Below are 11,227 nucleotides of genomic sequence, written 5' to 3'. Positions count from 1 at the left end.
ACTTCCTGAACAGCACCTTCGTCAATATCGATAGCCTGCGCGACAGCGAGCGCGAGCCGCATCTGGATATTCATCCGACAGACGCGGTCGCGCGCGGCATCAGCGACGGCGAGATGGTGCGGATTCGTAACGATCGCGGCGCTTTCGTCGCGCGGGCGCGTGTCACGGACCGCGCGCGCGAAGGACTCGTCGTCGGCTTATCCATCTGGTGGAAAAAGCTTGCACCGGACGGGTGCAACGCCAACCAGGTCACGAGCCAGGCGCTGACGGACCTCGGCGGCTCGGCCACTTTCTACGATTGCCTCGTAGAGGTGGAGCCCGCAAGCGTCTGAATGTGGTGCAAGCAGTTCTTCAAAGTTCGAGGTCGGTATCTAATTCGGTTGTTTCGAGAGAGGCTACGGGCTAGGATGCGCCTTTTAGCACGACCATTCGAAAATGTCAGGGAGACGCCGCATGGAAAAAATCTGGTTGACTTCGTATCCGCCCGGCGTCCCCGCCGAGATCGATCCGTCGGCTTACACGTCAGTCGGCGAATTGCTCGAGGATAGCTTTCGGAAGTACCGTGCCGCGAAGGCCTTCGTCTGCATGGGCAAGTCGATTACCTACGGCGAACTCGACACGCTTTCGCAGAAGGTTGCTGCGTGGTTGCAATCGAAGGGGCTGGCCCGCGGCGCTCGCGTCGCGATCATGATGCCGAACGTGCTGCAATATCCCGTGGTCCTGGCGGCCGTCTTGCGCGCTGGCTATGTCGTCGTCAACGTCAATCCGCTTTACACACCGCGCGAACTCGAGCATCAGTTGAAGGATAGCGGCGCCGAGGCGATCGTCCTGCTCGAGAACTTCGCCGTCACGCTGCAGGCCGTCATCCGCAACTCAGCCATCAAGCATGTGGTCGTCGCCTCCATGGGCGATCTCATGGGCCTGAAGGGGCACATCGTCAACTTTGTCGTGCGTCGCGTGAAGAAGATGGTGCCGGCGTGGAGCCTGCCCGGTCACATCAGGTTCAACGACGTGCTCGCTCGGGGCGGGCGTCTGCCGTTCGCCCCGGCTGCGCTCACGCGCGACGACGTCGCTTTCCTGCAATACACAGGTGGCACCACCGGTGTGGCCAAGGGTGCCACGCTGACGCACGGAAACATCGTCGCGAACGTACTGCAATCGGCGGCTTGGCACGAGCCCGCTCACGCGCTGCATCCGGAGGTGACGCAGATCATCAACGTGATCGCGCTGCCGCTGTATCACATCTATGCACTGACCGTTTGCGCGCTGTTGACGGTCCGAACAGGCGGCCTCGGCGTCCTGATCCCGAATCCGCGCGACATCAAAGGCATGATCAAGCAATTGCAGGGCTTTCCGATCAATACGTTCCCGGCCGTCAACACGCTCTACAACGCCGTGCTCAATCATCCTGACTTCGACAAGCTCGATTTCTCGAAGCTGATGGTGGCGAACGCCGGAGGGATGGCGTTGCAGGAGGCGGTGGCCAAGCGCTGGTATGACCGCACGCATGTCCCTGTCATCGAGGGATATGGTTTGTCGGAAACGTCGCCGAGCGCTTGCTGCAATCCGGTTACGGCCACCGAATTCAGCGGGACCATCGGGGTGCCGATCCCGTCGACCGAACTTTCGATTCGCGACGACGACGGCAACGAATTGCCGATCGGGCAGGCGGGCGAGATCTGCATCCGCGGCCCGCAGGTCATGGTCGGCTATTGGAATCGCCCGGACGAGACCGCCAAGGTGATGACGGCCGACGGTTTTTTCAAAACGGGCGACATCGGCATCATGGATCAACGCGGCTATTTCAAGATCATCGACCGCAAGAAGGACATGATTCTCGTCTCGGGATTCAACGTGTATCCGAACGAGATCGAGGATGTCGTCGCCAAGCATCCCGGGGTGCTCGAAGTCGCCGCTGTCGGCGTGCCCGACGAGCATTCGGGCGAGGCGGTCAAGCTCGTGATCGTCAAGCGGGATCAGGCGCTTACGCAGGCCGATGTCATCGCCTTCTGCAAGGAACAGCTGACCGGGTATAAGCGGCCCAAGATTGTCGAGTTTCGCACGGAGCTGCCGAAGACCAACGTCGGCAAGATCTTGCGTCGCGAGCTGCGCGACGCCGACGCTGCGCGACCCACGGCGCCCGTCGTTCACGCACGCAGCGCTTAGCGCGCCGGTGCGGCAAAACAGCCGATCGCGTCGGTCGAACGCTATATGGGTCGTACAACATCGTCTAAAATGCACGATTAGCCGTCGTTTGCTCCGCATCAAGCGCGCACGTCACGCAATTCGGAGTGTCGGCGGCAGGTCGTCGCACAATGGCGCTCTCGGCGAGCGCCGCTTTGCTGCGTCGTATGGAGAGGCTGATGACGCTGGACGAGTTGATTACCGAGTTTGACCGTGGGTTGCGTTCGATCGCTGGCGTGAGCCGTATGAGCCGGCCCGTGCCTCAGCCCAGGAGCGGCGACGCGAACGGCGCCGCGACGAGCGAAATGACGCTGCCCGAGCGCGCACATGCGGCAGGGCTGATGCGTGTGAATCACGTCGGCGAGATTTGCGCGCAGGCGCTCTATCAAGCGCAAAAGATCGCCACGCGTTCGCCGCAGCTCAAGGACGCCTTCGAGCATGCCGCGCGCGAGGAGGAGGACCACCTTGCGTGGACAGCGGCGCGCTTGCGCGAACTCGACTCGCGTCCAAGCCTGCTCAATCCCCTCTGGTACACTGGGGCGCTTGCGATAGGGTTCGCCGCCGGCTGTCTTGGCGATAAGGTAAGCCTCGGTTTCATGGCCGAGACGGAGCGTCAGGTGGAGCGCCATCTGGAAGGGCATCTGCAGACGCTGCCCGAAGCCGATCGGCACTCGCGGGCAATCGTCGAACAAATGCGTGACGACGAGCGGATGCATGGCCAATCGGCCATCAATGCGGGCGGTGTGGAACTGCCCATGCCGGTCAAGGCATTGATGCGCGCCGCGTCGAAGGTCATGACGCAAACGGCTTATTACGTCTGAACTTGCAGTGGGAGCGGCGCGCTCGCGTCGCTCGTCGTTCGTTCTCGACCAGTTTCGCTTTTCATCCCACCGACCTCGGGTTCCGGGCTTATAAGCTCGGCGCCTGCCGCGAGCTTCTCACGTATCACATTCACATCACGCAGTAGTTCGTTCTTTTATAACGATTTTCGGTTTTCTGCTCTTACGCGAAAGAGCGCTCGTAAGTCCTTGTTCTTACAAACAAAATTCTCCGAAAAAGTGGTTTTCTCCCTTGACCGGCCTGGGGCGTTACTCTAAAGTGGGAGACAGTGTGAGAAAGTGTATTTTTGTGGATTGTTCGGATCTTTTCGGCCGGTTTTGTTGAGAGCGGGGCGTAGAGCCTCGAAGGGGAGCGAAGGGTGTTTCAAGGGGCGTCGGCGCTGACGCTCGATGCGAAGGGGCGCATGTCCGTGCCCTCTCGATATCGCGAGGCGCTGCAAGGCGAGGCACAAGGACGGGTGACGCTGACAAAGCACCCGGATGGCTGCCTGTTGCTGTTTCCCCGCCCCGAATGGGAAGTCTTCCGCACCAAGATCGCCGCATTGCCGATGGACGCCCATTGGTGGCGACGCATTTTTCTCGGTAACGCCTCCGACGTCGATCTCGACAGCGCGGGACGCATTCTCGTTTCGCCGGAATTGCGCATGGCCGCAGGGTTGGAAAAGGAAGTCATGTTGCTTGGCATGGGAAGTCACTTCGAGCTGTGGGACGCGCAAACCTACGCGGCCAAGGAGCAAGCGGCGATGGCCCAAGGCATGCCGGACGCGTTGAAGAATTTCACGTTTTGATCGCGGTTTGAAATAGGACGCTGCGATGGAAAACGAATTGCAGCACCGCACGGTGCTGTTGGATGAAGCGGTCAATGCGTTGGTCACGCGTGCGGATGGCGTCTACGTCGACGGCACGTTCGGGCGCGGCGGCCATAGCCGTGCCGTGCTTGCGCGGCTCGCGGAGCGCGGTCGCCTGATCGCGTTCGACAAAGACCCGCAAGCGATCGCGACGGCAAGTGCGATTGCGGATCCGCGTTTCGAGATCGTGCATGAGAGTTTCGCGTCGTTGGGGCCCGCGTTGGCGGCGCGAGGGGTCGAACGGGTAGCCGGAGTATTGCTGGACTTGGGCGTGTCGTCGCCGCAACTCGACGACCCGTCGCGCGGTTTCAGCTTTCGCGCCGACGGCCCGCTCGACATGCGGATGGACCCGACGCGCGGCGAATCTGCCGCCGAGTGGCTGGCGCGGGCGAGTCAGCAGGAACTGACGGAGGTCATTCGAGATTATGGGGAAGAACGGTTTGCTGTTCAGATTGCAAAGGCGCTTGTTGCTCGCCGGGCAGAGTCCGACCGTCTTGGGCCTCTCGTCAGCACGGGGGAGCTTGCCGAAATCGTGGCTCGCGCAGTCAAGACCCGTGAGAAGGGCAAGGATCCGGCCACCCGCACCTTTCAGGCTATACGGATTCACGTCAATCAAGAGCTTGCGGAGTTGCAAGTCGTTTTAGAGGCGGCGTTATCGTCGTTGGAGCAAGGGGGCCGGCTGGTGGTCATCAGCTTTCATTCGCTCGAGGATCGAATCGTGAAGCGATTCATGCAGGCGCAATCAGCCGCGCCTGCGGTCGACCGTCGCTTGCCGATTCGTGCCGTCGATCTGCCCTCCGCGCCCATGAAGATCATCGGGCGCGTTTTCGCGAGCGCCGCCGAAGTCGCCGCCAACCCGCGTGCTCGCTCGGCGGTCATGCGCGTCGCGGAGCGCGTCGCGCCATGAACCGCCTCAATATCTTCCTATTGATCGTCCTTTTGGGTTGTGCGCTTTCCGTCGTCAATGCCACGAATCAACAGCGGCAATTGTTCGTGCAACTCGAGCGCGCACAGTCGGAGGAGCGTCAGCTGCAGCAGGACTATGCGCAGTTGCAATATCAACAGAGCGCGCTGTCGAAGACGTCCCGCATCGAGCAGTTGGCTACCGATACCTTGAAGATGCAACCGGCGTCGACGGGCGACACGCAATTCCTGACGCTCGCGCCCGGCGCAAGTGTGGCCGCGAACGCACCGATCCCAACGATGCCGGCAAGCGCGCCCGCGCCAACCACCGCTCGTACGGTCAAGCGCCCCGCCTCTCGTGCCCCGTTGAGGCAGCCGAGCCGCCCCGCCAACCGCGGAGGCACGCGATGAAGCAGGTGTCGAAGACGAAAAGCGTCACGTTCTCGTCGAGCCCGGTCCTGTCCGTGCGCTTGCCGCTATGGCGTTCGAAGCTCGTCGTGTTCATGCTGTTCATGGCGTTCGTCGCGTTGGCCGCTCGCGCGTTCTGGATTCAAGGTCCCGGCAACGCGTTCTATCAAAAGCAGGGCGAAAGCCGTTACGAGCGCACGATCGAGCTGCCTGCCACGCGCGGCAAGGTGCTTGACCGCAACGGACTCGTCCTCGCGACGAGTTTGCCTGTGCGCGCTATCTGGGCGATCCCCGAGTCGGTTCCCGACGATATCGATCAGAGCAAGATCGCTGCACTCGGCAAATTGCTCGGCCTCACGCAGAAGGAGCTTCACGCGAAGCTGTCCGAGGACAAGACGTTCGTCTACGTCAAGCGTCAGGTCCCCCTCGATGTCGCTGAAAAAGTCGCGGCGCTCGATATTCCCGGGATTTATCAGCGTGACGAGTACAAGCGCTTTTACCCCGAAGGCGAAATTACGGCGCATCTGGTCGGGTTCACCAATATCGAAGACGAGGGGCAGGAAGGTGTCGAGCTCAGCGATCAGAAGATCCTGGCCGGTACGCCCGGCATGCGCCGCGTGATCAAGGATCGGATGGGGCACATCATTGAAGACGTGGACGAGCAGGTTGTCCCGCACAACGGCAGGGACGTTGAACTCTCGATCGACAGCAAGATTCAATACATCGCCTATTCGAACCTGAAGGCGGCCGTTGAAAAATCGAAGGCGAAAGCGGGTGCGGCCGTGGTCGTCGACGTGCGCACGGGCAATGTCCTCGCGCTCGTCAACTACCCGACCTACAACCCGAACGATCGCTCGCGACTGACGGGTGAACAGCTGCGCAATCGCACGCTGACGGACGTGTTCGAGCCGGGCTCGATCATGAAGCCGCTTACCATTTCGCTCGCGCTCGATCTGCATCGCGTGACGCCCAATACGCTCGTCGATACGGGCAACGGCCATTTCACGCTCGACGGTGCGAACATCACCGATGACAGCGCATTCGGGGTGCTCACGGTTGGCGGCGTGATTCAGAAGTCGAGCAACATCGGGGCGACGAAAATTGCGATGACGCTCAAGCCCGAAGAGATGTGGAATATGTTTACGAGTGTCGGGTTCGGGCAGGCGCCGAAAGTGGGTTTCCCCGGGGCGGCGGCGGGGCGGCTGCGTCCGTGGAAGAGCTGGCGCCGGATCGAGCAGGCGACGATGGCGTATGGCTACGGTCTGTCGGTATCGCTGTTTCAACTCGCGCGCGCCTACACCGCCATTGCGAACGACGGCCAGCTCGTGCCCGTGTCGATTTTTAAGACGGATCCGAACCAAGCGGTAACGGGCCCGCAAATCTTTTCGCCCACCACCGCGCGCGAAGTGCGCACGATGCTTGAATCGGTCGTGTCGTCGGCGGGGACCTCGCCCGAGGCCGCCGTGCCGGGCTACCGCGTCGGCGGCAAGAGCGGCACCGCCTACAAGCAATCCGGGCACGGCTACGATCATTCGAAGTATCGCGCGTCGTTCGTCGGCATGGCGCCGATGCCGAACCCGCGCATCGTCGTGGCGGTCTCGATCGACGAGCCGACTGCCGGTAGCCACTTCGGGGGCTACGTGGCGGGCCCGGTGTTCGCCGGCATCGTCGGCGATACGCTGCGTTCGCTGAATGTGCCGCCCGATATGCCGGTCAAGCAACTCGTCGTTTCGGATGATCCCGCCCAGGCCCCGGTCAAAGCGGCGGCCGAGACGAAGGCCGCAGCGCCGGTGGCGGCGCGCGCCATGACCATCTCGGCCGATACGCGCACTCATCCGGGGGTGGTTCGATGAGCACGCCGAACTTCGACGAACGCATGCAGCGCCAGGTTGCCGATACGCTCGACTGGTTGCGCCGGCACGCATCGCCGAGCGCCCTCATGCATAGCGATTCGCGCACGCTTGCCGCGGGCGACATCTTCTTTGCCTACGCTGTCGAGGGTGCCGACAACCGATCGTACATCGCGGCTGCGCTCGAGCGCGGCGCCAGTGCGGTGTTGTACCAGCCCGAAGGGTTCTCGGGGAATGTCGACCCCGCCTGCTCGCTCGCGGTAGCCGGGCTCGACCAGCTCGCCGGCGAGATCGCAAGCCGCTGGTGCGGCGCGCCGAGTGAATCGATGCGAATGATCGGCGTAACGGGCACGAACGGGAAGACGTCGTCTTCGCAATGGATCGCAGCCGCACTGACCGCGCTCGGCGAACCGTGCGGCGTGATCGGCACGCTCGGCTCGGGCGTGTGGGGACATCTGACCCATACGGGCTTCACGACGCCCGATGCACCGCAGACGCAGCGCTCGCTCGCGCAGCTCGTCGCGGCCGGCGCGCGCGCGTGTGCCATGGAAGTCTCGTCGCACGCTTTACATCAAGGACGCGTGAATGGAACGGCCTTCGACATCGCCGTCTTCACGAACCTGACGCAGGATCACCTCGACTACCACCACACCTTCGAAGCCTACGAGGCCGCCAAGGCGAAGTTGTTCGATTGGCCGACGCTCAAGACTGCCGTCATCAATCGCGACGACGCCGCGGGCCGGCGTCTCATCGCCCGCACTCAGCCGCGCCTGCCGACGATCGCGTACGGCATTGGCGTCGCCAGCGACGCGCCGAGCGCTCACGCGGCCCTCGTGGCGACGAACGTGCGCGCCACTGCGACGGGAACGGCCTTTCATCTGTCTTCGGATTGGGGCGTCGCCGATGTCGAGGTCGGCACCCTCGGCGAATTCAATGTCAGCAATCTGCTCGGCGTGCTTGGCGCGCTGTTGGCGGCCGACGTGCCGCTGGCCGATGCAATCGCGCAACTCTCGAAGCTCGAGCCCGTGAACGGGCGCATGCAGCGGCTCGGCGGACGGCTTGCCAATGACGAGCCGCTCGTCGTCGTCGACTACGCGCATACGCCCGATGCGCTCGAAAAGACGCTCGAAGCACTGCGCCCGATCGCGCAAGCGCGCGGCGGACAGCTCATCTGCGTGTTCGGTTGCGGCGGCGACCGCGATGCGACGAAGCGGCCGCTCATGGGGGCGATCGCCGAGCGATTGGCGGACGCCGTCGTCGTGACGAGCGACAACCCGCGCAGCGAAGATCCGCGTTCGATCATCGATCAGATCGTGGCGGGCATGGGCCATCCGGAGAGCGCGCGCCGCCTTGAAGATCGCGCGAACGCGATTTTGCAGACGGTGCGCGGGGCCGCGCGTGAGGACGTCGTCTTGCTGGCCGGCAAGGGACATGAAGCGACACAGGAAATCATGGGTAAGAAGCGTGTCTTCTCCGATCAGGATCACGCTCGCCTCGCGCTAGGCGCGCGCGCGACGCATTCGCGAGGGGGCGAGCAATGACGATGTGTGCTTTGCGCGAGGCCGCGCAATGGATTCCCGGCGCGGCGCTGCACGGCGACGGCGACGCCACGGTAGAACGCGTCAGCACCGATAGCCGGACCGTCGGCCCTGGCGATTTGTTCGTTGCACTCAAGGGTGATCGGTTCGATGCGCACGATTTCCTCCACGACGTCGCGGCGCGCGGCGTCAGCGCGGTGCTTGTCTCCCGCCTGCCCGATGGGTGGAAGGGGCCGGCGCTCGTCGTCGCAGACACGCGCGCAGGGCTCGGCGCGCTCGCGCGCGGTTGGCGTGGTCGTTTCAAGGTGCCGCTCGTCGCCGTCACGGGCAGCAATGGCAAGACGACGGTCAAAGAAATGATTTCGTCGATCTTTGCCGAGGCGGTCGGCGAATCGTCACGGCTCGCGACGGCCGGCAATTTCAACAACGATGTCGGCCTGCCGCTCACGCTGCTGCGTTTGAGCGCCGCGCACCGGCTTGCCGTCGTCGAGCTCGGCATGAATCACCCGGGCGAAACCGATCTGCTCGCGAAGATCGCTCTGCCGACGATCGCCGTCGTCAACAATGCGCAGCGCGAGCATCAGGAGTTCATGGCGACGGTCGAAGCCGTCGCGCTCGAACATGCGAGCGTGATTCACGCGCTGCCCGCCGACGGCGTGGCCGTGTTTCCGTTCGACGATCCGTATGCCGGCATCTGGCGCGTGGCCGCGACGGGGAACCGCATCATCGATTTTCTGCTCGAAGACGCTTCGAGTGCGAATGAGTCTTCTGCCGCGGCCGTCGTGGGTAGGCTCGAGGGAAACCGTTTGCACGTGCGTACGCCTGTCGGCGGGTTCGAGGCGACGCTGCAAGTGCTGGGCGAGCACAACGCACGCAATGCGTTGGCTGCCACGGCAGCGGCCATTGCAGCGCAAGTACCGCTCGACGCGATCGCGCGCGGGCTTGAAGCGTTCGCGCCCGTGAAGGGGCGGTTGCAAACGAAGCGGGCGTCGGTCGGTGCGCTCGCCGGCGCGACCGTCATCGACGACACCTATAACGCGAATCCCGATTCGATGCGCGCCGCGATCGACGTGCTGGCGGCACGCGCCGCACCGCGCGTGCTCGTGATGGGCGATATGGGCGAAGTGGGCGACCACGGCCCCGAATTCCATCGTGAAGTGGGGGCGTACGCGCGTGAGCGCGGCATCGATGCGCTGTTTGCGCTCGGCGACGCTGCTCGCGAATCGTGCGCCGCGTTCGCAGGCGCTTCGGCGGCCGGCGCAGGGCCGGGCGCACAGGCGAGCGGTACGCGTCACTTCGGCGAAGTCGCAGAGCTCGTCGAACACTTGCTGCAGGCGGGCTTCGGCGCGAGCGCAACCGTGCTCGTCAAGGGTTCGCGTTTCATGCGGATGGAGCGTGTCGTCGACGCGCTGACCGTTTCGCAATCACCCCAAGCGTCGGGCGGCTCGCCCGGCGCGTATTGAAAGAGAAGGACAAGCATGCTGCTGGTGCTGGCGCAATGGCTGCAGAACGACGCAAGCTTTTTGCGCGTATTCGGCTATCTGACGTTTCGTGCGGTGATGGCCACCATCACCGCGCTCGTGATCGGGCTCGTCTGCGGGCCCTGGGTGATTCGCAAGCTGACCGAGATGAAAGTCGGTCAAGCCGTGCGCACCGACGGGCCGAAGACGCACCTCGTCAAATCGGGTACGCCGACGATGGGCGGCGTGCTGATCCTGATCGGCATCGCCGTGTCGACGCTGCTTTGGGCCGATTTGACGAATCGCTTCATTTGGATCGTGATGCTCGTGACATTCGGCTTCGGCGTGATCGGCTGGGTCGACGATTATCGCAAGGTCGTATACAAGGATCCGCGCGGCATGTCGTCGCGCGAAAAGTACTTCTGGCAGTCCGTGATCGGTGTTTTCGCGGCCGTTTATCTTGCTTTCAGCGTGTCGGAGGCAAGCAACGTGCGCGTCTTCGACCTGTTCATGGCGTGGGTGCGCAGCGGCTTGTCGATGGGCCTGCCCGCCCGCGCCGATCTGATGCTGCCGTTCCTGAAGTCGATCAGCTATCCGCTCGGCGTGTGGGGCTTCATCGCGCTGACCTACTTCGTCATCGTCGGCGCGAGCAATGCCGTCAATCTGACCGACGGCCTCGACGGGCTCGTGATCATGCCCGTGGTGCTCGTCGGCGCTTCGCTGGGCGTCTTCGCCTATGTGATGGGCAGCTCGGTCTATTCGAAGTACCTGCTGTTTCCGCATATCCCGGGCGCGGGCGAGCTGCTGATCTTCTGCTCGGCGATGGGCGGAGCCGGCCTCGCCTTCCTTTGGTACAACACGCACCCGGCGCAGGTGTTCATGGGCGATGTCGGCGCACTCGCGCTCGGCGGCGCGCTCGGCACGATCGCCGTCATCGTTCGTCAGGAGATTGTCCTGTTCATCATGGGCGGCATCTTCGTGGCAGAGACGCTGTCGGTCATGCTGCAGGTCGTCTGGTTCAAGTACACGAAGCGGCGCTACGGCGAAGGCCGGCGCATCTTCAAAATGGCGCCGCTGCACCACCACTTCGAGTTGTCGGGGTGGAAAGAGACGCAGGTGGTCGTGCGGTTCTGGATCATCACGTTGATGCTCTGTCTGTTCGGGCTCTCGACGTTGAAGTTGCGCTGATCGGCTGAT

General features: G+C 63.3%; 10 protein-coding genes. All 10 read left to right on the top strand.

The window, feature by feature from the left end; all coding sequences use genetic code 11:
• On the top strand, positions 1 to 332 hold a 332-nt coding region (locus C0Z19_RS09725; RefSeq protein WP_332882210.1), incomplete at its 5' end, for a molybdopterin dinucleotide binding domain-containing protein.
• A gap of 121 nt (positions 333 to 453) precedes the next feature.
• Positions 454 to 2,166, top strand: a complete 1,713-nt coding sequence (locus C0Z19_RS09720; protein WP_102609593.1) for a long-chain fatty acid--CoA ligase — start codon at positions 454 to 456, stop codon at positions 2,164 to 2,166.
• Positions 2,167 to 2,363: 197 nt separating this feature from the next.
• Positions 2,364 to 3,005 carry a 2-polyprenyl-3-methyl-6-methoxy-1,4-benzoquinone monooxygenase gene (gene coq7, locus C0Z19_RS09715; RefSeq protein WP_102609619.1) on the top strand — a complete coding sequence of 214 codons (642 nt, stop codon included), beginning with the start codon at positions 2,364 to 2,366 and terminating at the stop codon, positions 3,003 to 3,005.
• 377 nt (positions 3,006 to 3,382) lie between these two features.
• Positions 3,383 to 3,811 (top strand): division/cell wall cluster transcriptional repressor MraZ, encoded by a 429-nt coding sequence (gene mraZ / locus C0Z19_RS09710; RefSeq protein WP_102609592.1) that lies wholly within the window; start codon positions 3,383 to 3,385, stop codon positions 3,809 to 3,811.
• Positions 3,812 to 3,836: 25 nt separating this feature from the next.
• Positions 3,837 to 4,778, top strand: a complete 942-nt coding sequence (gene rsmH / locus C0Z19_RS09705) for a 16S rRNA (cytosine(1402)-N(4))-methyltransferase RsmH (protein ID WP_102609591.1) — start codon at positions 3,837 to 3,839, stop codon at positions 4,776 to 4,778.
• On the top strand, positions 4,775 to 5,185 hold the full coding sequence (gene ftsL / locus C0Z19_RS09700; RefSeq protein WP_102609590.1) for a cell division protein FtsL: 411 nt from the start codon (positions 4,775 to 4,777) through the stop codon (positions 5,183 to 5,185). Before rsmH ends, ftsL begins: the two co-directional genes overlap by 4 nt.
• Positions 5,182 to 7,035: a peptidoglycan D,D-transpeptidase FtsI family protein gene (locus C0Z19_RS09695; protein ID WP_102609589.1), complete on the top strand. Its 1,854-nt coding sequence runs from the start codon at positions 5,182 to 5,184 to the stop codon at positions 7,033 to 7,035. Before ftsL ends, C0Z19_RS09695 begins: the two co-directional genes overlap by 4 nt.
• The gene (locus C0Z19_RS09690) at positions 7,032 to 8,573 is read left to right on the top strand and encodes a UDP-N-acetylmuramoyl-L-alanyl-D-glutamate--2,6-diaminopimelate ligase (protein WP_102609588.1); all 1,542 of its coding nucleotides are present in this window, start codon (positions 7,032 to 7,034) and stop codon (positions 8,571 to 8,573) included. Before C0Z19_RS09695 ends, C0Z19_RS09690 begins: the two co-directional genes overlap by 4 nt.
• Positions 8,570 to 10,033 (top strand): UDP-N-acetylmuramoyl-tripeptide--D-alanyl-D-alanine ligase, encoded by a 1,464-nt coding sequence (locus C0Z19_RS09685; RefSeq protein WP_102609587.1) that lies wholly within the window; start codon positions 8,570 to 8,572, stop codon positions 10,031 to 10,033. The genes C0Z19_RS09690 and C0Z19_RS09685 overlap by 4 nt, the downstream gene beginning before the upstream one ends.
• Positions 10,034 to 10,048: 15 nt before the next feature.
• Entirely contained in the window at positions 10,049 to 11,218 is a 1,170-nt protein-coding gene (mraY, locus tag C0Z19_RS09680; protein WP_102609586.1) for a phospho-N-acetylmuramoyl-pentapeptide-transferase, read from the top strand.
• Positions 11,219 to 11,227 lie beyond the last annotated feature (9 nt).

It is taken from the genome of Trinickia soli (assembly GCF_002879855.1).
Classification (GTDB): Bacteria; Pseudomonadota; Gammaproteobacteria; order Burkholderiales; family Burkholderiaceae; genus Trinickia; species Trinickia soli.
This window is presented reverse-complemented; position numbering and strand designations above follow the sequence as displayed.

What these genes read in the sequence shown, in the direction of transcription:
- C0Z19_RS09720 (WP_102609593.1), top strand. Translation starts at nt 454, where the DNA reads ATGGAAAAAATCTGGTTGACTTCGTATCCGCCCGGCGTCCCCGCCGAG.
- coq7 (WP_102609619.1), top strand. Translation starts at nt 2,364, where the DNA reads ATGACGCTGGACGAGTTGATTACCGAGTTTGACCGTGGGTTGCGTTCG.
- rsmH (WP_102609591.1), top strand. Translation starts at nt 3,837, where the DNA reads ATGGAAAACGAATTGCAGCACCGCACGGTGCTGTTGGATGAAGCGGTC.
- ftsL (WP_102609590.1), top strand. Translation starts at nt 4,775, where the DNA reads ATGAACCGCCTCAATATCTTCCTATTGATCGTCCTTTTGGGTTGTGCG.
- C0Z19_RS09695 (WP_102609589.1), top strand. Translation starts at nt 5,182, where the DNA reads ATGAAGCAGGTGTCGAAGACGAAAAGCGTCACGTTCTCGTCGAGCCCG.
- C0Z19_RS09690 (WP_102609588.1), top strand. Translation starts at nt 7,032, where the DNA reads ATGAGCACGCCGAACTTCGACGAACGCATGCAGCGCCAGGTTGCCGAT.
- C0Z19_RS09685 (WP_102609587.1), top strand. Translation starts at nt 8,570, where the DNA reads ATGACGATGTGTGCTTTGCGCGAGGCCGCGCAATGGATTCCCGGCGCG.
- mraY (WP_102609586.1), top strand. Translation starts at nt 10,049, where the DNA reads ATGCTGCTGGTGCTGGCGCAATGGCTGCAGAACGACGCAAGCTTTTTG.